Source organism: Arcticibacter tournemirensis (assembly GCF_006716645.1).
Taxonomy (GTDB): Bacteria; Bacteroidota; Bacteroidia; order Sphingobacteriales; family Sphingobacteriaceae; genus Arcticibacter; species Arcticibacter tournemirensis.
In genome coordinates, this window is sequence record NZ_VFPL01000001.1 from 3,954,543 (window position 1) to 3,978,648 (window position 24,106).

The following is a 24,106-nucleotide window of genomic DNA, read 5'->3' on the forward strand; positions in this document are numbered from 1 at the left end:
CCGAAATTATAAGGAAAAGCTAAGCCGGTATGGCAGACTTGTCTAAAAAATAGGTTATAATGTTTAAAGTCGCTCACATTTCCGCCTTCCACCGGCGCATTACAAGTGTAAATACAACCAGCCTTAGTATTCCGTGGGCTGTAATTTTCTTTTCTTTGCCAGATACTCTGAAGGAACGATATTGTACTTTGCCTTAAACGCCCTTGCAAAATAATTAGGAGTAGAAAAGCCAACCTGATAAGCTATCTGCGCAATAGTGAGATCACTTTGTTCCAAAAGAATAATGGCCCGGTCGAGCTTTGCCGACCTGATAAATTCAACCGGACTCATCCCCGTGATTTCGGTGATCTTATTATAAAGTGATGCCCTGCTCATTAAAAGACTCCGTGCCATGCCCTCTACCGAAAGTTGAGGATTATTCAGATTCTCTTCAATGTAAACCAGGACCTTGTTAATCAGTTTTTCATTTTCCGACTGGATCTCAACAGCGGGCGGCAACACCTTAACCTGTTTCACATAAGTATCTTTCAACGTTTGATTGAGCATCAACAGGTTCTTCAGTTTAACATTCAGGACCGCAAAGTTAAACGGTTTCGTCATGTAATCATTAGCCCCCGATTCCAGCCCCTTTATCTGCTCATCTTCGAGAGTCGAGGCCGTCAGCAAGATCAGCGGAATATGCGACGTTCTTTTGTCGGCTTTCAACTTGCGGCTAAGCTCAATGCCGCTCATAACAGGCATATTAACATCACAAACTATAATATCCGGATGATGCGCCAGCGCGCGCTGCCATCCTTCCTTTCCATTAGTGGCTTCATATATCCTGTATGATAACTTCAAATTATCTTTAATGTAAAATCTGAAGTCATCATCGTCCTCCACGATGAGCACAGAAGCGCCGTCCGGCATCCTGTTCTGCTGGTTTGGAATAGTACCTCCTGTTTCTGCCGGTATTGCAGCCTCACGGCAGTGCCGTTCCTCAATTCCGTCCACCCCGGTTTCGGGTAAAGCAAAAGGAATGGACACAACAAAACTGCTGCCTTTTCTCTGCTCACTTTGTACGTCTACAGACCCGCCATGCATTTTGGTAAACTCCTTTACAATCGAAAGGCCAATACCAGTGCCCTGATTAAGTACCAGGGGACCCGGGTCATGTTGAAAAAAGCGGTTAAAGAGTTTTCTTTGCGCCTCGGCGGGAATACCTATACCCGAATCCGAAACAATGATATCAAGCACAAGCACTCCTTCAGAGCTCTCTTCTTCACGGGCAATAATTTCAACAAGTATCTCGCCTCCCTCCTGTGTGAATTTGAACGCATTTGAAAGTAAATTAAAAAGGATCCTTTCAATCTTGTCGTGATCAAAAAGCACGAACGCATTCGTAATATCTGCAGAAAATTTAAAACTGATATTCTTTCTCGCCGCTACATCACAAAACGAGTCGGCAATATCCCTTGAAAAAGAGATGATATCTCCAGCGGCAAGATGAAGCTTTAATTCCTGTTCTTCCATTTTTCTGAAGTCAAGCAATTGATTCACAAGGTTCATCAAGCGACGTCCATTACGTCTGATTAAACTTAACTGGCTAGAAAATGCCGGTTCGCTTATTTTTTCAATCAACGCCTCTACCGGCCCGACGATGAGGGATAGCGGTGTCCTGAACTCATGACTAAGATTCGTAAGAAACTTAATTTTCATCAGATCCATCTGATGAAGGTGCTCAGCCTGACGGCGCTCCTGTTCAATTAACTGCCTTGCTTCTATCCGCTCCTTTTCGAGGGCAAACTTCATTTCCAGTTTTTTTATTCCACGATACCTGATCCAGAAAATGGTACCGATTACGCTGAGAGCATAAAAGATGTAAGCGTAGATAGTACGCCAAAACGGAGGAGAGACATTGATGATGACCGAGCGGCCCTTTTTATTCCATATACCGTCGTTATTACTTGCCCTTACCTCAAATATATACTCCCCCGGATCCAGGTTGGTATAATACGCAGTATGCTCTTTTCCAGCCTGTATCCAGTCCTTATCAACACCTTTAAGACGGTACTCATACTGATTTTGCTCTGATATCGTATAATTTAATGCGACAAAGGTGATTGAGAAATTGTCCTTATACCTTAGATCGATCTCCTTTGCAATTAATATCGATTGCTTCAATGGGCCGTCGTCAGAAGGAATAACATTAGAATTATTTACCCTTAGATTGGTAAGTACCACAGGAGGAACATTGCGATTCATCCGCAGTACCGAAGGATCAAAATAATTAAACCCCTCCTGTCCTCCAAAGAACAAGGTTCCGTCAGACATACAAAGGCCGGCTCCGAGCACAAAAGGACTGTTTTGAAGCCCGTTATGGTGCGAGTAATTTTTAAATTTCCTGGTTAAGGGATCAAAGCTGCTTATCCCTTTATTAGTGCTCAGCCAGATCTTGCCATCCTTGTCCTCAACAATCGTCTGAACGCCGTCGTTAACAAGTCCGTCTTTTTCGGAGTATGTTACAAAACGACCACTTTTCCTGTCAAGTAAACTAAGTCCTCCACCGTTGGTGCCAACCCAAATATTCCCTTTGCTGTCTTCCTTGATTGTGATAATATAATTGTTAGGAAGCCCGTTCTTTTCCTTGGAATAGAACGTAAACCGGCGGGTCCTGGGGTTCCTCACAGAAATACCCCCGCCAAAAGTACCGATCCACATATTGCCGTTACTGTCCTCTTCCAGCGCCCTGATAACCAGATGAGAAAGATGATTACGATCCCCCGGTTTAGCCGGATTATGCAGCAACTTTTCAATCAGTCCGGTTGACGGGTTATAGAGATTTATCCCACCGCCGTTGGTGCCTATCCAGACATTGCCTCTTCTGTCTTCACGGATGCAGAAGATATCGCTGAAATTCAGGTTAGACGGGCCCCCGCCTTTAACCAGGTGAGTACTGCTGCCTGTTTTAACATCAACAATATATACCCCGTCAAGGAAAGTCCCCACCCATAACTTGTTATCTTTTGTCATCTCCAGGGCAAGAACCGACAACCGTTTATTGCTCCCGGCAACACCTGCGGCAACCTGATAATGAGTAAAAAGTCCGCTGTTTGGATGAAATAAATCAACCCCTCCACCGTCGGTCCCTACAAACACACCCTTTCCCCGGTACTCGGCGAAGGAGGTTACTACAGGTGCACTAAGTCCGTTCACATCGAAGGGATTGCTCTCCACTGCTTTAAAGCTGGTATAGTTCTGATCGTATTTGCTTACCCCTCCCTGAAACGTCCCGATCCATCCAATTCCGTTTGCATCAAAGCAAATGGAACGAATTGACTTAGACCTCAAACTGCTTCTGTTTCGCCGGTCAGCCCGGTACCTATAAACAAAACCACTATCAATATTTACAACATTTAATCCATCTTCGGTACCCAGCCATACCAAACCATCTTTAGCCGTTTTAACAGCATATACTATCTCACTGCTGATATTTGAAGAGCCACTTCCCTGATTGAGTGTCATTACTTGTTTTCCTGCAAAACTTAACACATACAGGCCTCTCATGGTCCCGGCAATGATATGCCCTTTTTTATCTTCAGTTAACGACAAAATATATCCTGGCTCAGCCATAGAATTCAGCACGCGCGTAAATTTACCCGTACTTTTATCGTGACGATAGAGGCCGGCATTTGTTCCGATCCACATGTTCTTCCTTGAGTCTCTGAATAGCGCAATAATAATATTTGTGTGTAAATCGCCTTTCGACTTCCCCTCCCTGTAAATGCGGATAACCTTTCGGGTTGCGCGGTTCACTACAAAAAGCCCGTTATAAGAACCTATCCAGATATTTCCGAGGTGGTCCTCAGAAATGGAAGTGGCGGCCATGTTCACAACCGAAGGATTGTATGCGGTAAGATTTACAAACTCATCTTTATTCCTGTCGTAAATGCTCACCGCTCCTCCATTCGTTGCCACCCATAACGAGCCGTCTGAATCTTCAAAAAGAGAAGTAACATGATTTACAGGTAATGAAGCCTCCTGGCCACTGATATGCCTGTAAACTTTAAAAGAAGTACCGTCAAAGCGGTTCAGTCCATCTTCGGTGGCAATCCACAAAAAACCGAAATGATCCTCAAGCACTGAATTGACAGTATTCGAAGACAAACCGTCCCTGGAAGTAAAGGTAGTAAAGTTAAGATCCGGCTCCTTTCCTGTCAGCTGAAACGAAAAAATAAAACACAGAACGTATAGGCCGGCTTTTTTTAAAGGTATGTTCCTATTCATGTAGAGGTCTTTTCAATAATTAGTAGTTTCGCTAAATTTAATCATCCTCACATAAAAAAGGAATAAACGCAGGTAATTTTTTAAGCATCAATTTTGTCGAAACAACAAAGGAGCCAGTTCCTTCAGGCTTCGCCGCCAGGTTAGAAATTCGTGCGCTGTATTTTCCGATACATATGAAACTGCGTTATAACCTGCTTCTTTCAAAGATGACACCGCTTTCTTTACACCGTCCGGGCGCTCTTTACTTCCGCAGCTCAGGAAGATCAAATGTGGCTTCACTTTATCTTTCAATTCATCCGGATTAAATGTGCCGCCACTTAGCAGGGCATAATAACCAAAAATATCGGGTTTGTTAAGTGTAATGCTATGCGTTTCCATACCACCCATTGAAAGCCCTGCCATAGCCCGGTTATTCCTGTTGGCGATGGTTTGGAAATTAGCATCGATATAAGGTATTAGCTCTTCTGTCAGCACAGTTTGAAAAGCGTCGATTTTAAAGTCTCTTATACCTCCCCATCTGGTGTCGTTCGTCATACCATAAGTCATAACAATGATAAAAGGCTTGGTTCTGCCCTCCGCAATGAGGTTGTCCATGATAAGATTCGCGCGCCCCTGGTTGCTCCAGGCGGTCTCATCCTCACCCCAGCCATGTTGCAGGTATAACACAGGATATTTTTTTGTGCTTTTTCCATAACCCGGAGGAGTGTACACGAATGCCCTTCGTTGCATATTGGTGCTTTTGGAAGGAAAGAGAACCTGTTGCACATTCCCATGAGGAACATCTTTAAGCGCATAAAAGTCCTGGTCCCTGGCTGGTATTTCAATCCCGCTTTCCCAGCGCAGGGAACCGAAAAAATTAAGAGCTCCCGGATCATTAAACACGCCTCCATCAATCGTCAGATGATAATAATGAAAGCCTTCATCCATAGGACCTGAAGTTGTACCTGTGAAAAATCCGTCTGAGCCTTTACTGAGCCGGGTTCCTCCCTGACCGCCAAGGCCAAGGCTCACCCTGATACTATCTGCCTGAGGTGCTTTAATCCGGAACCGGGCATAACCTTGTGAGTTCACCTGGGGATATTCTTGTCCCGGTTGATTCAGGGGCGATGGTTTGAAATCTTCCTTAACCCCCTCAGTGCTGGTTTGAGCATAAGAGAATCCGCACACTAGTGCAACTGCCAAAGCAATGGTAATACTTTTTAAGTTCATTACTGTTTTTATTAGAGTTTCTATATCGGTTAATGTTTACAATAAAGAGTAAATTAATACGAGCCCTCTTTTTCGAAGCATAGCCAGTCGACTTCTACATCGCCCTCACCTTTCATTACCACGAACAGGTCTTTTTGCCCTGTATACCTTTTTGACAGCTTCGCATTGACCACTTTCCATGAAGCAGTAACAGGAACTTCCACCTCGGCGATCACCGGCCCGGACAATGAGTTCAGCCGTATCTCAAGAATCCCTGAAGTTTTCGAAGAAGCCAGCACGCTTACCGATCCGGGTGCTTTACTCCCAAAATCTACACGGTTATACTGCAGCCATGCATCTGCAGAATTAAACCTTGTTTTCCATCCTTTAAAACGATCGGCTGTGTCAATAAACGCAATGGAAATGCCCCTGTCACTTATTTTACTATAACGGTCGATCTGTATTTTCTGTAATGCAGGCGTCAGGCCTACGCCTCTCAAAGTGGGTATTACTTTTCTGATAGTTCCGTCTTCATTAAAGAACAGACTATCCAGCCTCACCGACCTGTTCTTGTCGAATTTCGGGGAGTAATCATTATGATGATAAAACAGATACCATTGATTCCGGAATTTAATGATAGAATGATGGTTGGTCCAGCAACCTGTTGGAGATTCGTCCATAATCACGCCTGTCTTTTTAAAGGGTCCTAATGGATTATCGCCTACAGCATATTCAAGGCGTTCTATCTTATTTTCAACATGGGGATAGGTTAAGTAATAGCTCCCCCTACGTTCAAATAAATAAGGACCTTCCTTCAATCCTTTTTCAGGAAGATTCAGAAGGATAAAAGGTTCAGATGCCAGTTCAAGCATGTTATCTTTCAGCTTTGCGCCGAATATATGCCCCTGCGACCAGTACAAATAAGCCTGTCCGTCATTGTCAATAAACACATTCGGGTCTATTCCTTTCACATTTTTTATCGGAGAAGGCTGGGGAACAAAAGGGCCTGTCGGTTTGTCGGCCACAGCCACTCCAATAGCGAACCCCTTTCCCCCGCTTGTATCAGCGGGAGTGGCAGGGAAATAAAAATAGTATTTCCCATTTCTGAAAATGCAGTCGGGAGCCCACATGTTGTAGCTGTCAGGCTTCACCCATGGCACCTTGTTCTGCGTGATGATCACCCCGTGATCTGTCCATTCCCTAAGATTTCCGGAAGAAAACACATGGTAGTCTTCCATACAGAACCAACCGGGGCGGCCCTTACCAGGCACTACCGGAATATCATGAGACGGATAAACATATACACTGTCGCCAAAGACCCTGGCAGATGGATCAGCAGTATACTGCCCTGTGATGAAGGGATTCTGAGCAAAAAGGCTTTTACAAACAAATACCATCACCAATTGCGAAACAAGGAAGAAACTTTTCTTAAGCATAAGAATGTATTGTTAGCCAGAAAGCATTGGCTTTAGAAGGTCAGTCTTTCGGGCAACTTCTTAATAATCGGTTTAAAACTGACGGCAAGATCGCAAACAAACGCGAGTAAGGATGGCATGAATGGTAAATATCATAGCACAAATGTCAATCGGAGAATCGGTCGTCTACCTGGCAGATAGGTTGTACGACACAGCAAACTCAACAAACCAGCTTCGGCTGTCTGCTTTCATAACAGGATCTGGCTTTGTCCCTAACGGCACGGTAATTACAGTCCATGGAGAATGATCTGAAACAGCGAATATTCTATCCTGGGCTTTACCGGAAACTGACCGTATACATGCCACCAGCGATCAGGCCGCCAGTCAAAATCGATAAAAGGGATGATCTGGTTTCCAAAGAACTGCCTGGAATAAGCCAGTCCGAAACCAATGAACAGCGCCTGCCTGATAAAAATGGAGATCACATGAACTCCGAAGCCGGTGGCTTTCTGGATTGCGATTTCCTTAATCTTCTCATAAATAGTCAGAAGAACCAATTAATTTGATAAACCATCCATATCGGGACATGAAGCGGACATACCGTCCTGTCATTTAAGTACAGGCACAATAACCTCAGGTGCTTTCACACTGAACTTATAAAGGCCAGCCTCGGCATCCCATTGTTTTACGATCGGAACGATACGTGTCCTCCTTGGGCTTACCCGTCCACGGTCAAAGTGAACATGGTATACATAATACAATTGCCCGTCTAGTCCTTCAAACAGATCTCCATGACCGGAACCATTTTCACCCAGTAAGGACCGATGAATGATCGGACTATTCCTTTGCTTTACCCAGGGGCCATAAGGCGTATCAGAAACCGCATAACCAACAGAATAGTCTATATTTTCAAAATGGTTGGCTGAATAAAACAGATAGTATTTACCTTGTAGTTTGACAACCGTAGGGCCTTCCATAATTGGTGCCGATTTATAATTTGGAGTAGCCTCCCAGGCTTCAGTCTGGCCAAAACACCTCTTTAAGGTTTCAGGTTTGAGCTTGCCCGTCTTCAGATCAAACTCCGCCACCCACAAGTAATTGCCGTTATTAAAACGAACATGGTATAAATAATACTTGCCGTCGTCGTCTCTGAAAATGAAAGGGTCAATATTCTTGACTGAACCGTCAATTGGAGTGATATTCTTTTGACGGTAAGGCCCCAATACCGACTTTGACTGAGCTAATACTGTTTGTTCATTAGCGGTATATGCCAGGTAATAAGTATCCCTTTCCCTGAGTATCTGTGGCGCCCAGAATCCCCTGGTCCCATAAGCCGCATCACCCTTGTTCAGTATCATGTATACCGAGTCTGTTGCCCCTGCAGGCGGAGCCCACGACTTCAAATCTGTAGACTCAAGAACATTAAACCCCGGTCGTCCATGATTTCCTCCCGTCCCGGTCATGTAATATTTGCCGCCTTCAACGTAGATAGTCGGGTCGGCAAAAAATATTTCTCTATTCTCCTGAGCTGCTAGTTGCAGAGCAGTGAGCAAAATGATGCAACTGATAATAATAGGTTTCATTTCTTTGTTGTAGGTGATTTAATCAACTGGTTTAACTTAATGGCCATCTCCTTCACTTTATCAGGATAATGGTTCGCTAAATTATTCTTTTCTTTAGGATCTTTTTTCAAATTATATAATTGAGGAGTGTTTTGCAGGCCGGAAGCAACGTCCTTATTTGCAAGCCAGTCAGGCGTAGACTTAGTTTGAGGTGCGATGTATTTCCAATCGCCGGAACGCAAAGACATGGTAAATGACTCTTCAATCATAGTTTCCCTGCCTTTCGTAGATTCACCTAATAAAACGGAGAGCATATCAAAACTATCAGGAGCAGTAGATTTTCCGGCAATATCCTGGCCCACTAAGTTGGCGAGAGATGCAAAAAAATCAACCTGGCTAATCAATGCATCACTTTTACCCGGTTTTATTATACCCGGCCAGTAAGCAATTGTTGGTACTCTTGAACCTCCTTCATAAGCACTATATTTACCTCCTTTGAAAATGCCTGCAGGTTGGTGAGTTCCAAGATTTGTAACAGCCTGATCTGTATAACCGTCATCCAGAACAGGACCGTTATCACTGCTGAATATGATGAGTGTATTTTTGTCAATTCTCAATTCTTTCAGCGTTTTTATCACCTCCCCCGCCATCCAATCCATCTGTACAATAACATCTCCCCTTGGCCCCATTTTAGTGGCGCCCGCAAACTTTTGATTTGGCGCTCTGGGTACGTGTATATCTGGCAAAGCAAAATAGAGAAAAAAGGGCCGGCTCATATTTTGACTTATAAACTCTTTAGCCTTTACAGTCAAAACATTCGGAAATTCTTCGTCTTTCCAATAGGCTTTGTGCCCGCCGCTCATGAAACCTATCCGGCTGATGCCATTCACGATTGTACCGCTGTGTTGACTATCAGCTTTCATTTTCATTAACTCTTCATCTTCCAGGCCAATGGGATCGGGACCTATACGTTTATTGTAATTTACAATTATAGGATCAGAGGGATCAAGATTTACAACCTTATGGTTTTCAACAAAAACAGTTGGTACACGGTCTGGCGTGGCAGGAATTAGAAAGCTATAGTCAAAACCAATCTCCAGAGGTCCCGGTTTAATATCTCCGTTCCAATCCGGCGATCCATCCCCGAGGCCCAAATGCCATTTACCAACCACACCAGTTTTATATCCCGCTTTTTTTAACATAGCAGGCAAGGTTTCCTGTGCTGTATTTATAATCAACGGCGCGTCACCAGGTAAAATGGCGGCGTTATTTCTGAAAGCATAACTTCCCGTTAACAGCGAAAATCTCGACGGCGTACAAGTGGAAGCCGAGCAATGGGCATCGGTAAAAAGAAGCCCATTCCTTGCCAGTTTATCAACGTTCGGTGTGATTACCGACTTTGCTCCGTAGCAACTTACATCGCCATATCCAAGATCATCAACATATATAAACACGATATTAGGCTTTTGGCTGATTTTAGCCTTCCTTTGAGTACACGAAATCACTAAGACGAAGACAATCGTAAAATTCAATAGAACAAGCTTTTTAACCATGATATTTTATCTTCAGCATCAATTCTTGTGTTTAACCCAATCCATAAAATCATAGAAACTCAATGGATTTTTTTCAACTTCGCCATTTTCACTGACTCCGTAAGATTTGTTTAAATAGATCGGGTTCAAGAACCACGATTCAGACTTTGGAGTTACGATTTTAGCATACCCCTGTTGAAACAACGGATAAGTGGCCAGTACTACACCATACTCCTTATAATACCGTTGGTAGGTTTTCAAGTAATGCCGGGGATACCAGCTCTGGCTGTCAAACATTTCCCGGAACTGGCTCACTGGAATCTTTCCGGCATTAACCATAGTAAGCCATTCGCTAACAGTAATATTGTCAGGATAATTAAATTTTAAAACAAAAGCCTTTCCGGTACTCCCTGACCCGATTTCATCTTTAAGGTGATTATTATATAACCGGAATAACGAGAACTCAGGTACAATAATGGGTTTAGCTGGCATAATGCTTCTTACGAATTTCAGTGCCTGAGGGATTTCCAGAGTATCGGCAATATGAAGGTGAATAGCCAGGCCCATTATTTCGGGGTTGCTTTGCGTAAACTTTATCAGTTCGAAAACGCCGGGCTTCTCCTGTTGGCTGGTTTCAAATAATGCTGGTAATGATCCGGTATAAATTTGTGGCTTTTTCCACTGCGGATGTTTCCTGTAATATTGAAGCACATGCTGTAGCTGGCTTTTATTGAACTCCACCAAAGGCACCTTATGCTGAGAGTCATATTGAAGGTCGCTCTCAATAGTTTCTAAATTAGGCTCATTCCCTAACTTGAAAATTTGGATATACGGACCAACCCGATCTAGAATCTCATCCATCGTTTTAAAATATTCCGCTTCCCGGTTTGAGCCAGGAGCTGGCAACGCCAGTTTTCTTCTGTTAAAATCCCACCTGAAACCAAATGCGATTTTATATCCCAGTTTACCCGCTTCAACTACTTTTTGAATAGCCGAGTCGGATTTAGCATCCATCCTTCCTTCAACATAATCCAGTATTCTTGGAGTCGTTCTTATCCAGTGAACACCGGTTTTTTTAACATACTCTAAACTTATGTTTTCAGGATTATGATTAAAGTTCAGTCCAATTTCCTGCGCCTTTGTAATAAGAGCCGGCATGGAAAATACAAGCAGGAAAAAAACGCACTTATTTAATGATTTCATCTTTTGCTTTAAAATTTTTGTAAAACTGGCTGGCTCGTTCTGAGTCGGGCATTAACTTGCCGTCTACCCACTTCACGGGAACTAAACCGACTCTGCAGGTAACCGGAAACCTCCTGCCCATGGCTCCTCTGGGGTTGAAAAAAGTGGTCGACCACCATTCCCCTTTAGAATCTTTGAACAGATTATTGTGCCCTCCCTCTAAAATAGCCGGATATCGCGGTCCATATGGTCCATAGATATTATCCGCTTCCGAAACCACCACATCATAACTATGAACATCTTTCGAGTTTCCCTTATTCCCTATGTAAGAATATGTTCCGTTAGGCTGTTTAACTGACCATACCGTTTGCAGAAGTTGATACTTGCCGTTATGCTTATCTAACCAAACGCCTTCGATGTATGGTTCCGGATTATATGGAGTTTCTTTAAACTCTTTGAAAGGTTCAACTATATCGCTTAAATCATCGTTCATTTTCGTAATCAGATGATTATGACCTACCAGATAAACACTCTTATCCTCATCCTCAAAAACGCTTAAATCTATATCCGGAAAAATAGCGCCGTTTTTGTTAGCCGGTATATTTACATAGGGCCCTTCAGGTTTGCCTGAAGTACTTTCTAAAATGAACGAGCCCATACCACCGTTCATACAAGCGGCAATAATCCATTTTTTCCGGCTCTTAATATAGTGCAATTCAGGTGCCCAAAGCGCTCTGTAGACCGAGTCCAGTAAATCTCCATTCACCGATTTAGCTCCTGGTTTTATTGGCTTACCCTTTTTTTGCCACTCTGCGGCATCCTTATCGAAAGACCAAACTAAGCCCAGTGGGCTCCAGTTTTTTAAATCTTTCGACGTCCACATATAGATGCCATCATTATAATCCCAACAATGCGGTTCGTCACGAAACCGGCGTCCATGAGCTGCAGTAGTGCCGGTTAAATAATAGTTACCATCCGGCCCATGCATTACAAACGCATCTCTCATCCATTCATTTAAAACAGGCTTTACAGACGAAGGAACCGTTAGTCGTTTATTCCCGACCGGAGCTTGAGGGCTGCTGTACATTTGATTTTCCTTCACTTGAGCACAAGCGAAGGAAAACATGGATATAATTATCCATAAGAGAGTGTATTTTTTAAAATTGAGTTCTTTAATCATATATATTTATTTGGTAACTTAAGTAAGTTTTAATATCCGTTATTCTGAACAAGAAGCTTATTAGCCGAAACTTCTGTCTGAGGTATAGGAAAAAGCAGCTTGTCAGTGGTAGCAGATGCAGCAGACACCCCTCTGGCAATAGCACTTGAAAGGAATTTACCATGACGGATCAAATCTTCTCTTCTCAGCCCTTCACCATAGAACTCCCACCCTCTTTCTGCTAAAACAGCATCCCTAAATGCTTCTTTAGTTGGAGTTGTCGCTATCGTTAAATCATGCAGCCCAGCCCTCGTTCTTACCTGGTTTATAAGTGTAAAACACTCTGTAGTTGGAACTGCACTTAACTCATTCAATGCTTCTGCTCTGATTAATAATATGTCGGCATATCTCAGCACCGGAACATCATTTCCGCTGTTATTTCCAATTGTTGCATTATCCCAATATTTAAAACAACGGGCATTATCTCCAGCCTGAATATTCACTGTAGCATTTGCATTATTGACATAGCTGGTCAAAATCAATGACTTTCTCAGATCGTTGGCTGCAAACGAATTCACGAAGGCTGTTCTTAAACGGTATTGCGTTGCGAAGTTCGACATAGTGGGCAGATACGTATATTGTGGAAACTGAGGAGAGTTTTTATAAGCGGGAGGCAGGGCTCCAGCCATATACCAGTTACCATAGTCAACCTCGTTTTTGCATTGCTTTACCAGTATCATTTCTTTGTTTTGTTCATTCGCAACCATGAACAAGTCTTTATAAGGCGTGAATAAGGTATAATAGTTAAGATCTATCACTGCTTTACTGGCATCGGCCGCTTTCTGCCATTGCTTGGTATTGAGCATAAATCTGGCTAGCAAGCCTCCAGCTACGCCTTTATTGTATCTGCCGTAGGCCTCTTCCTGTCCGGGAAGCGGTAAATCCGGAATTGCGGTCCTGAACTCATCCTCTATAAAAGCTTTTATTTCTTCATCAGTAGCTTTTGCGAAATCACCCACCTGTAAGGTCGACGTTCTTAGCGGAACAGGACCAAAATAATTATACAGGTTCATATAAGCGTTTGCCCTTAATGCCCTGCCCTCTGCTTTGAACAACTTTTTATTTGCATCCGACGTGACCACGTTGTCGATATTTTCAATCACACCATTTGCATCGCGGATACAACGATATTCGGGAGCCCATACGTCTCCCTGAAAAGTACCCAGGCTTGCATCCCAGGTGAAATTTATCATATGAACCAATTGTCCATTTTCGCCTCCACCCGAATTGAAACCTATGTCGGTACTTACTTCAGCGTTGTTGATAAGAAATCTGCTGTTTTGCTGAGTTTGTTCTTCGGCATAGGCCGAGAACAATAATGCTTTAATGCCATTCTCTGAAGTTAGTACGTTACCTGGTGCAAACTCCGAATTAGGAGTTACGTCCAGCATTTCCTCGCACGAAGCAGAACCTGTAGCTATACCCAATAAAAATATATATTTAACTATCTTTTTCATTTTAATTAATTTAATTGTTAAAACTGGATGTTAAGCCCCCCTGTAATTGTTCTTGTCAATGGATAAGAACTGTAGTCAACCCTCACTATATTGCCCCCATTTGCATTTATTGCTGGATCTGCACCTGAATAGTTAGTAAAGGTGTACAGGTTTTGACCCGTTACAAAAACAGTGGCATTTTTAAAGGCCTTTAATTTTGATACTGGTAATGTGTAAGATAAACGCACTGACTGCAACCTTAAATAAGAAGCATCCTCCACCGTTTTAGTATTCACTATAAACGAGTTCTGTACGCCCCCTGGAACAAACGACGGATATTCATTAGTAGGATTGCTCGGTGTCCATCGGTTCAAATAGAGGTCGGCCAGCTTATTTCGCCTGAAATCAAAAGGATAGTAAGAATCCAGCAAACTATTGTTCAGCATCAAGGCGCCATGTGATCCCTCAAAGGCTACTGCCAAAGCGATTTTTTTGTAAGAGATACTTGTATTGAACCCGTAGTAAAAGTCCGGCAACGAACTTCCGAGTATCGTCCTGTCGGCAGTGTTGATGATATTATTACCGTCCAGATCGCGGTATTTCAAATCTCCCGGACGTACTCCCGCCTGTACCTTACTAAAATCGTCGCCTGTTTGCCAGACGCCATCGACGATGTATCCGAAAATGGAACCAATTGATTCACCCGGTCTTAATATTGAAAGCGGACCGGTACTTGCCGGTCCGGCCTGGATAAAATCCGGTTGCCCACCGAGACTCAAGATTTCGTTCTTGAGTGTAGATAAGTTGGCACCGACATCGAATTTTAAATCTTTTTTATCTACAATAACCCCGTTTATTACAAATTCAAACCCGGAATTACGCATGCTTCCCACGTTTTGCGTCTGAGCTCCAAATCCTGAACTTAGTGGTAACGAAACATTATATAAAAGCTTCTTTGTCTTTCTATTGTAGTACTCAACACTACCATTGAGCCTGGATTTAAACAATCCATAATCCAGGCCCAGATCGGTCTGGCCGGCAGATTCCCACTGCAGATTATAATTAGGACTTCTGGTAGGGCTTATGGAGGTGTAGTATACACCATTAAACACAGCCTTCCTTGCGGGAGAGTATGTTGAAAAATATAAATAGTTACCGTTTGGCTGATTACCGGTAGCACCATAGCTCACCCGCAATTTTAGATTGTCTATTATTTTATTTCCTTTCAGGAATTCCTCCTGACTGATCCTCCAGGCTACCGCCGCTGATGGGAAGTACCCAAATCTGTTGTTTGGGCCGAAGCGGGCAGATCCGTCTGCCCGGAAAGAGGCTGTCAGTAAGTATTTATTATTCCATGAATAGTTTACTCTGCCAAAGTAAGATACCAGAATATTCTCTTGCCGCCCGCTTCCAACACCATTTCTCAAAGGGTCTCCACTACCTATGGCATCGTATGTTAAATCAGGCAAGGTAAATCCCTGGCCGTTGGCCACTAAAGAACTTGAAGTGTAACGTTCATAAGTCGCCCCGGCAACCGTAGAAAAGCTATGCACTCCAAATGCCTTATTGAAATTTAGTGTTCCTTCAAAAAGATAGTAACCTCTCTTCCCATCTCTCACGTCAGCATAACCACCATATGACTGCCCGGTAAGTGTAGACGGATCTATCCAAAACGAGCGCTGAGTATTATTTAAATCAGCCCCGACCTTGATCCTGGCTGATAAAGAAGGAATAAAAAAATACTCTCCATAAATGTTCCCAACCGTACGATAAGTATCGCCAATAGAGTACTGGCCATTAATCACGGCTACAGGATTGTCCAAAGGGTTCATTATTCCGGAACGGGCATAAGTACCATCGGCATTATAAGCGGGCGCTGTTGGATCATAGTTTTGGGCCATATAAAACGCACTTCCATTATCATTTATACCCGTTCCGTTAGCGTTATAATCATCTCTGGAGTAAGTGGTGGTTAGGTTCATCCCAATAGCATACTTACCTGAAACTCCATTTTCCAGATTAATTCTTGCATTATACCTCCTGGTACCGGAATTGAGCATAATACCATCTTGATTAAAGTATCCTGCAGAAATATAAAATTTGGTATTTTCAGATCCACCACTGAAAGACAGGTCATGGGATTGTATTTGAGCATCTTTCAGCAGAAGACTTTGCCAGTCTGTGTTATAGTTGGTCCCTGTAACCCTTGAATAGGTGGCTGGGTTTAGATTATTCTCATCAATTATCCCGTTAATCACTGTTGTATATTCATCCCCGTTCATATATCTCAGGGTATTGCTTGGCGTTTGCTGTCCATAAGAAGCATCATAACTGACCGCTATTTTGCCTGTTTTTCCGCGCTTTGTTGTGATCAACACAACGCCATTCGCTCCTCTCGAGCCATAAATAGCTGTCGATGAAGCATCTTTTAAAATCTCAATAGATTCTATGTCGGCAGGGTTTATATTGCTTAATGGAGAACGATCATTGGGATTCACAGTCGCCCCGCCCGTACTTGCTGCCCCTATGGCCGATGAATTATTGATAGGTAAGCCGTCTATCACATATAGAGGTTCATTATTACCTGTAATTGAGGTAATACCCCTGATCTGCACACTCATTGCCGCTCCGGGCTCTCCGCTTTTTTGATAAATCTGGACCCCCGGCACCCTTCCCTGCAGCCCCTGTTGAAGATTGATATTGGTCCCTTTAGTCAAATCTTCCGCTTTTATCGACGAAACAGAACCGGTTAAGTCAGTCTTTTTAACAACCCCATAGCCAATTACCACCACTTCATCCAGTAATTTGGTATCCTCTTCCAGAAGCACCGAGATATTGGATTTCCCCTGTAAAGACACTTCTTTAGTTAAATGGCCTAAATAACTAAAGATCAATACGGCGTTTGACCTGGTCACACGAATAGTGAATCTCCCATTTGCATCCGAAGCTGCTGCATTTCGGGTTCCCTTTTCCAGGACACTTACGCCTATCAAAGTTTCGCCATCTTTAGCCGATTTCACTACTCCGTTTACCTGGGTTTGCTGTGCAAACACTGTAGAAATGGAGATGAAACACAATAAAGCGAACAGGAATTTCTGCTTCCTGCTCAAGAGTATAGTAAACAACGTGTTCATACTTAAAAATTTAGAATTAATAAATGATTAGATTATTCTTTATTGACATGGGTTCTGACCCTGCACCGCCTTTTGAAATTGGTCCAGGAAGCTATACCCCTTTTGGTTTCTGCCGTCCACCTGCTCAACAGTTCTGTTCATAAAAAGGCCGTTCATAACCCATGGATCGGTAGTTTCGGTAAAATCGGTATTGAAAGGATATGATTGCCGAAGTGCATAAAAACCGGCAAACACCTTTCCATTATTTTTTAGATTTTCATAAGAAGTACATATATAATCCTTAGCACCCTGCAGATAGGGCGAATATTGCCAGAAAGCGTACCATTCTGCGGCAGGCCTTGGATTTTTAAGTGCATAGTCGATGTATTGATAGTTTTTGGTTACACCAGCCGGAGGTGGGTAAATTCTGTCAGATGTGCTTGCATTGGCAGCGGCAATAAAGGCGGCGTCAATATCTGTGGTGGCATAACTCTCATAATATTTTACCAGCGAGAATTCGGTGATCATCATTTTCTGATCATCTCTTATCCTTTCTCCTACGTACTTCAAAGAGTTTAGCATCTCGGTGTTAGTCGTATGGTGGATATGTACATCCACGCCCTTTAAATAAATCGTGCTTTTAGCGAAGTTCAATAAGCTATTTATCGCGGCATTCCCGGTTCTGCCGCTTAAATACATATTGTCAAATGCGCCTAAAAATATGGGCTTATCTATATTATTGGTTTTAAAATAATCGTAAACCCTGGCGGATGCTGCTTTGTAAAAAGTGTTTAGAGGTTCGTTCCAATCGGATTGATTTGCTTCTATAAACGGTTCGTTGCCTACGATTAAAACATCAGTATAAGGCATTACCCGATCTAAAACAGTGGATATATAACTTATATAGCCGTTCCAATCCGAAGAGTTTAATGCAGGGAAACCTCCCTGTAGCCTGAAATCAAACTTTAAATTCAGAACAGTATGATATCCTTTTGATTTCAGGGCAATAAATGCCGCTATCTTAGGATCTGTAGCCGCCGACTGTGCCTTGTAAACAGGTATAAAATCGATAAAAGATCTCACCCATTTTGTCTTTGTGTCTGCCAGATCATTCATATCAGCAGCATCTGCCTGCTCATTCAGATTCACTCCTAATGTAAAGTCATAATTTAAAGAGCTGCCCGGTGTTGCACCTATCACAGGATCCGGTTCCTTAACGGTGATCCTGGCTTCATTCTTTTTACAGGCAGAGAAGCCAAGTGCTAAAACAGCACAAAATAGTACCATACTGTATTTCTTGTCCATTTCTGATTTTTTAGGTGTGGTTTAATAATTAATCATTCTCCAGTCCCATTTCTTTCGCCCATTTTTGCCATTTGGCAATCATTTCAGCGGCTTTCCGGGGTTCTGATTGAATTAAATTTTCAGATTCTGTTTTGTCCTTTTTGAGGTTGTACATTGCCCATTCACCCTTTCTCAAGGCAACTATCTTATAACCTGCGGATATCAGTGCCCGGCCCCCTTCATGTTCAAAAAATAAATCCTTGTATCGCCCGCTGTTTTTTCCTTGCATAACCGGTACCAGGCTATGACCGTCTATAGAGGTGATTTTGTGACCTTTATAAACCGACGGGTAACTGGCGCTGCTAATCGCCAGACAAGTGGGCATGATATCCATTACATGAGCTAAAGAACTATTTACACCTTGTATGATCCCCGGCCCCGTCATAAACATCGGGGTCAGAGCTCCCCCATTGTACGATTCCGCCTTCCAGTATCTGAACGGAGTATTCGATGCGCTGGCCCAGCCGCTTCCGATACCTGTGTAAGAGACCGGACCACCTATTTTATCGTAATCCGGGTAACCATATTGCAAGGCAGTTCCATCACTCAATGCAGATGGCCTGTCGTAGCCGGGGGTTGTAACAATTTCCGGCGAAGCGCCATTATCAGACATAAAAAAGAACACCGTGTTTTGATATTGCCCGTTCTTTTTAAGCTGGCTGATTAATTTCCCAACACCCTGGTCAACTTCATCAATCATTGCGGCATGAGTAGCCATTCTTTTAGAAAAATTCATTTTCTGTGAAGGACTCAGCATCTTCCACTTCAGGGCATCATTCTCAGCTTCCACAAACGGATATTCTTTGTCATTTATGAGTTTCATAGCGACCATTCGATCATACCTCACGCGCCTTAAACTATCCCATCCGCCTAAATAGGTTTTTTCGTATTTTTTTATCGTTTCGGCGGGTGCCTGAACCGGCCAGTGTGGTGCATTATAGGCCAGGTACATAAAGAATGGCTTCCGGCCGTTTTTATATTCGTTCACATATTCGATGGCTTTATCAGTGAAAGCATGTGTGGTGTAATAATTGGCCGGAATATTTTTCACTGCCCTCGTTCCTTCAACCAGGGAGAACGGGTTGAAATAATTGACCACACCCCAGATGATGCCATAATATTTTTCGAAGCCCCTGTTAGCAGGGTATGTGTCTGGAGCCGCGTAGGTAGTATCAGGGTTATATTCCCTGCTTAACCATCTCAGGTGAAGTTTCTTGTCGGCTATAGGCCCGGCCTTAGATAAATGCCATTTACCAACCATAGCAGTAGCATATCCATTTTGCTGTAACGCTTCAGCTATTGTTACGCCGTTTTTAGTTAAGCTTTCTCCATTTCTGGTAAGCCCAACCTTATGCTGATACTGGCCGGTTAACAAAGAGGCTCTTGTAGGACAGCAACGGGCGTCGTTGTAGAAATTGGTCATCATCATACCAGATGAAGCCAGGGCATCAATATTAGGGGTCTTTATCTCGCCTCCATAACATCCTAAATCAGAGAATCCCATATCATCTACCATTATAATGATGATATTCGGACGTGTCTGTTTAATTTTAGAGGTATTGTTTCTTGATAAGCTTTGGGCGTAAGCACTGCCCGTCACTAACATATTGCATAAAGCTATAACTTTCAAATACCCGAATTGCATAACTGTTCAGTTTGATTAATTGGCAGAACAATCTTAGGCAGAAAAGCATCCTGAGGATTAGGACACATGTTACAATCTTAAGGACTATTGTTTAGAACCCCTTTTGCTGATAATTTGACTTAGCGTTTCTAAATATTATTTTCGACATTGTGAGGCCATTACAAACCCATAATAATGAAGCCGTCGGCAATTATCCTTTTGTTCTTTCTTATAACACCTTTTTCATTTTCGCAGGATGTAAGGTTCAGAAAAATAACTTCGAATCAGGGCTTGTCACATAATACCGTATATAGCATTGTGCAGGACGATAAAGGCTTCATATGGCTCGGTACCAGGGAGGGTTTAAACAAGTACGATAGCTATAAGATTAAAAATTACTATGTAAAGGGATCAAAACTAGGCGGGTCGGCAAACAAGATAAACTCGCTCTTGAACATCCGGAATGACATTTATGTGGGCACTGATAATGGATTGTATCTTTACGACTCCCGGAAGGATGATCTATATGCATATCCCGGGTTTGAAAAATTCGCCATCCTTTTTTTGAACCTTCACAAAAACAATATCTATGTTGGTACTTCAAATGGACTGTATATTATAAAGAGCGGAAAATCCAGGCTTATTACCAAAAGGGATGCCGCTAAATCTATATGTAATCTTGCGGGAGGAAGATTGTTGTTGAACATTGGCAACCAGCTGCAAATTATTGATGAAGAAGGTAAAATACAGAGGCAGTTTTCCAGCTCCGCGTTTTCATATCTCACAGAACCCGATTTTAGTATTTTCTCTATTTACAAAGATCGCGAAAATAGAATCTGGATATGCAGCAATAAGGGCTTGTTCAGTTACAATCAGGACGACGATCGATTTTCCAGAATCCAGTTCTGTACATCAGAAAATAACGAGATAAATACGGTAAGGTCGGTAACAAGGAACAAGGAGAACAAGCTGTTTATCGGCACCGAAAATGGCTTGTATGTTTATAACCTCGGCACCGGCGTGTCCGAAAATTATCAGCAGTCTTTTAATTACGACGCTAAAAAACTGAATGACAAAGCCATATACTCCACCTATACTGCGAATGACGGCTCTATCTGGCTGGGAACTTATTTTGGTGGTGCAAATTTTATACCGCCGGCTAATTTCGGATTCAAAAGCTTTCTACCCAATGACAGAGGCGATGGCTTAAGCGGAAAAGCAATAAGCCAGATGATGGAAGACAAAGAACGTCGTCTCTGGATTGGAACCGAGGACGGGGGGATATCTGTTTATGATCCCAAAACAAATTCATTTTCTTATATCAATAAAGACAGTCGCCCATATTACTTAAACATCAATAACGTGCATGCCATACACGACGATGGCTACGGAAATGTTTGGGTGGGTACTTTTTTAGGAGGGGTGCACAGGTTCAATACGAAAACGAAGAAAACTACCATTTATATAAATCAGCCTGATAATCCCAATTCACTTTCAAACAACCAGGTTTATGGTATTTATCGCGACTCCAGAGGAATGCTATGGGTAGCAACACAGAGCGGATTAAATACTTTTGATTACCAGAGAAATTCGTTCAGACTATTTAAAGCAGCGATACTGGGCAAAATGTTCATTTATGATCTAACAGAAGACAAAAATGGCGACATGTGGTTTTGCACCAGACAGAATGGTGTTTACAGATATCTGATTAAAGACGATACTCTGATCCACTATACAACGCCAAAGCTATCAAGCAACCAGGTTATAAGCGTCTATAAGGACACAGAGCATCGCTTATGGTTTGGAACTCTCGATGGAGGCGTTTCGATGTATGATACCGACACCGACAGATTTACCCGCTTCACCATCAAAGACGGCCTGCCAAACAATAATGTATATGGAGCTTTGGAAGATCAGAACAAAGATATGTGGTTTAGTACTAACCGCGGGCTTTCCAAATATGACGTCAGAAGCCATAAATTCACTAATTATGATAACAGGCTTGGCCTGCCATCTAATCAGTTCAACTTTAAATCCTTTTTAAAGTCAAGCGACAAGACCTTATATTTTGGAAGCATTAATGGACTCAGCTATTTCTCTCCACAGCAAATTGCTTCAAAGAACCTCTATCTACCCTTAAGATTTACCGACTTTTTACTATTTAATAATAGTGTAAAAGTTGGAGGCAACTCGGTCTTAAAACAACAGATAGATGATACCGAATCAATAAATTTATCTTATTCGCAAAATGTGTTTACGATAGATTATGCGGCTCTAAATTATGCAAATCCCGGTAGTGACAGGTTTGCTTACTATTTAGAAGGCTTCGAAAAGGGTTGGAATTATGCAGGATACAAAAACGCGGTTACATACACAAACCTCTCACCTGGTACCTATACCTTCCATATAAAAGCTGTAGATGCAGATGGGACAAGACTTAGCGATGAGAGAACCTTAATTATTAATGTTTCTCCCCCCTTTTATCTTACCAGGCTTGCCTATCTGTTTTATTTCATTTTATTATGCCTGTTAATTTGGGTATATTCTTATTTCATCAAATTCCTGCACCAGAAAAAACTTGAAATTCAACTTGAAAGAATTGAAAAGGAGAAGATCAAGGAACTTACCCAGCACAGGCTAAACTTCTTCACTTTTATTTCCCATGAGTTCAAAACCCCCTTAACCTTGATCCTGGCATCGATAGACCAGTTTTTAGAGAGAAAAGAAGAAAGATTAAAAAAGAACGCCGAATTGTCAATAATCAAAAATAATGCTTCGCGCTTATTTAAGTTAATTCAGCAATTGATGGAATTCACAAAGATGGAAAACGATCATTATTCGTCACGTATCTCAAGAAACGATATTCTAGAATTGATCAGGTGTACTCTCTTTTCGTTCAAAACGCTGACAGATGAAAAGGGAATCTCATTAATTTTTAACACTAATCAGGATCAGTTTAACTGCTATTTCGATTCTGATAAAGTAGAAAAAGTGCTCATGAATATCATTTCAAACGCCGTTAAAAACACTTTCGAAGGAGAAATAAGCATAGATGTGAATATCCGGACAGATAACTCCGAAAACACAGCAAAGGTAATTATTGAAATTAAGGATACAGGTATTGGCATGTCTTCAGAAGACCTTAAGAACGCTTTTATTCCATTTTACAGAGCCCGTCAGTCAAAAGGAAAAGGAATTGAAGGAAGCGGTATCGGCTTATCATTAGTTAATAGCCTGATCAATTACCTTAAAGGAGAAGTTAGCATTGAGAGCAGGCTAAACAAGGGAACCTTAGTCAAAGTTTCTATTCCTGTTCTTACTTTGCTGACATCAGAAAATAGTGAAGTAAGCAGCAAGATTAGTGAAGTTGAAACACCAGCCAACGGACCGGACAAGGGTATTCATAATGCAGAGCAAGACAAAGTAGGTTTAAGTAAATACAAGATTCTTATTGTAGAGGATAATAAAGAACTATTAAATTTTCTGTCAAAACATTTTTCAAAAAGCCACGAAGTCATCACCGCATTAAATGGTGCTTCTGCTTTTAACAAAATTGTTAAAAATGCACCTGATGTGATTATTAGTGATATAAAGATGCCCAAAATGGATGGTATAGAGCTATGCAATAAAGTTAAAAGCGACGCCCGTTTCAATTTCATCCCATTTATTTTACTATCAAGCGATGCAACCGAAACTTCCAGAGTAGCCGGACTCCATAGGGGGGCAGACGCCTATCTTAACAAACCATTTAATCTGAAAGAATTTGATTTATTGGTAACCAATATGATTAAATCGAGGGTTCAGCTTAGGGAACATGTAATCGGCATCGGCAAATTCACACTAAACCACCTCCCCCGTAACAACAAAGATCAGGAATTTCTTTCGAAATTAAGCGACGTCCTTGAAAAGCGATTTTCAGATCCGAAGCTTACTGTCGATGATATTGCAAACGACCTAAGCGTAAGCAGGACTTCGTTACATTTAAGCCTGAAAAAGCTCATGGATAAAAGCGCCACCGAATTGCTCAACGAATACAGACTAAAAAAAGCGGTGCTGATGCTGGAGAACGACTTACCTATTGGCGAAATAGCATACTACTGCGGGTATAGTGATCCGAATTATTTTAGCCGTATTTTCAGAAAACATTATCAGTGCTCACCTTTGCAGTATAAGGAAAAGGTAACAGGTAACTTATAAAAAGCTACTCATTCCCGCTACTTTTCAC

Annotated in this window: 13 protein-coding genes; 1 reads left to right on the forward strand and 12 read right to left on the reverse strand. The window is 42.2% G+C overall.

From position 1 onward, the window contains the following. Positions 1–123: 123 nt before the first annotated feature. The 12 genes from BDE36_RS16585 to BDE36_RS16640 all read right to left on the reverse strand — a co-directional run bounded on the left by BDE36_RS16585 (position 124) and on the right by BDE36_RS16640 (position 19,902). Positions 124–4,266, reverse strand: a complete 4,143-nt coding sequence (locus BDE36_RS16585) for a hybrid sensor histidine kinase/response regulator transcription factor (protein WP_141815748.1) — start codon at positions 4,264–4,266, stop codon at positions 124–126. Between the two features lie 87 nt (positions 4,267–4,353). Then, entirely contained in the window at positions 4,354–5,475 is a 1,122-nt protein-coding gene (locus BDE36_RS16590; protein WP_141815749.1) for an alpha/beta hydrolase-fold protein, read from the reverse strand. 53 nt (positions 5,476–5,528) lie between these two features. Beyond that, on the reverse strand, positions 5,529–6,890 hold the full coding sequence (locus tag BDE36_RS16595) for a family 43 glycosylhydrolase (RefSeq protein ID WP_141815750.1): 1,362 nt from the start codon (positions 6,888–6,890) through the stop codon (positions 5,529–5,531). 266 nt (positions 6,891–7,156) lie between these two features. After that, entirely contained in the window at positions 7,157–7,426 is a 270-nt protein-coding gene (locus tag BDE36_RS16600) for a hypothetical protein (RefSeq protein ID WP_141815751.1), read from the reverse strand. 51 nt (positions 7,427–7,477) lie between these two features. Beyond that, a complete protein-coding gene (locus BDE36_RS16605) occupies positions 7,478–8,452 on the reverse strand; it encodes a glycoside hydrolase family 43 protein (protein ID WP_141815752.1) in 975 nt (324 codons plus the stop codon). Continuing rightward, entirely contained in the window at positions 8,449–9,984 is a 1,536-nt protein-coding gene (locus BDE36_RS16610; RefSeq protein WP_141815753.1) for a sulfatase family protein, read from the reverse strand. Before BDE36_RS16610 ends, BDE36_RS16605 begins: the two co-directional genes overlap by 4 nt. An 18-nt stretch (positions 9,985–10,002) precedes the next feature. Further along, positions 10,003–11,166, reverse strand: a complete 1,164-nt coding sequence (locus BDE36_RS16615; protein WP_141815754.1) for a hypothetical protein — start codon at positions 11,164–11,166, stop codon at positions 10,003–10,005. After that, positions 11,150–12,325 (reverse strand): family 43 glycosylhydrolase, encoded by a 1,176-nt coding sequence (locus BDE36_RS16620; RefSeq protein ID WP_244939624.1) that lies wholly within the window; start codon positions 12,323–12,325, stop codon positions 11,150–11,152. The genes BDE36_RS16615 and BDE36_RS16620 overlap by 17 nt, the downstream gene beginning before the upstream one ends. 29 nt (positions 12,326–12,354) lie before the next feature. Continuing rightward, the gene (locus BDE36_RS16625; protein ID WP_235904354.1) at positions 12,355–13,821 is read right to left on the reverse strand and encodes a RagB/SusD family nutrient uptake outer membrane protein; all 1,467 of its coding nucleotides are present in this window, start codon (positions 13,819–13,821) and stop codon (positions 12,355–12,357) included. Between the two features lie 17 nt (positions 13,822–13,838). Then, positions 13,839–16,934, reverse strand: a complete 3,096-nt coding sequence (locus BDE36_RS16630; protein ID WP_141815756.1) for a SusC/RagA family TonB-linked outer membrane protein — start codon at positions 16,932–16,934, stop codon at positions 13,839–13,841. A gap of 39 nt (positions 16,935–16,973) precedes the next feature. Continuing rightward, positions 16,974–18,218: a hypothetical protein gene (locus BDE36_RS16635; RefSeq protein ID WP_141815757.1), complete on the reverse strand. Its 1,245-nt coding sequence runs from the start codon at positions 18,216–18,218 to the stop codon at positions 16,974–16,976. Between the two features lie 28 nt (positions 18,219–18,246). Next, positions 18,247–19,902 (reverse strand): arylsulfatase, encoded by a 1,656-nt coding sequence (locus tag BDE36_RS16640; RefSeq protein ID WP_141815758.1) that lies wholly within the window; start codon positions 19,900–19,902, stop codon positions 18,247–18,249. A 174-nt stretch (positions 19,903–20,076) separates the two neighbouring features. On the opposite strand from BDE36_RS16640, the gene BDE36_RS16645 reads away from it, so the two are divergent. Next, a complete protein-coding gene (locus BDE36_RS16645; RefSeq protein ID WP_141815759.1) occupies positions 20,077–24,078 on the forward strand; it encodes a hybrid sensor histidine kinase/response regulator transcription factor in 4,002 nt (1,333 codons plus the stop codon). Positions 24,079–24,106 lie beyond the last annotated feature (28 nt).